This window comes from Rahnella sp. P4_A8 (assembly GCF_056402435.1).
Map to the genome: position 1 here is coordinate 1 of NZ_JBFUHK010000394.1, position 506 is coordinate 506.

Sequence of the window (506 nt, forward strand, 5' to 3'; positions counted from 1 at the left end):
GGCCCTTATCTGATATCCAAAAATAACGATAAAGGCTCTTCCGAGCCTTCTTTAGTAAACGTCTAACTCCCACATCTCTCCCAGTCTGCGATCCCATTTCTCTGGCGTTATTTTTAACTTGCCACGGCAGGGAGTGAGTGTTATTTCACTAAAATATAGCTTATCATTATTTAACATCAGATCCACGCGACAGTAGTCAATCCCTGATGATATCTCCTGAGCGGCCGTCAAAGCCTTATAAAAAGAATCAGGTTCAACGATATCTCCATGATAGTTTGGATATTCCATCTGGAATGGCTGTAATTTCCACTTCCTATCATAAACATTGATAAATTCGTTACCATTGGAGTCAGTAAAATCAGCTTCAATGAAGCAGGCAATCCCGTTAAAGCAATGGATCCTCAGCATTTCTGGCCGTGGGTCTTTATCTCTTACTTTCTCTAAGATCACATATTCCTCACAAATGATCTTCTTTTCTATATTTTTATAGTGCCATTCCCTGGTGC

At 40.1% G+C, this 506-nt stretch carries 1 protein-coding gene; it reads right to left on the reverse strand.

The window, feature by feature from the left end; all coding sequences use genetic code 11:
• Positions 1 to 51: 51 nt before the first annotated feature.
• On the reverse strand, positions 52 to 506 hold a 455-nt coding region (locus tag AC1DUO_RS26200), incomplete at its 5' end, for an ATP-grasp fold amidoligase family protein (protein WP_477989668.1).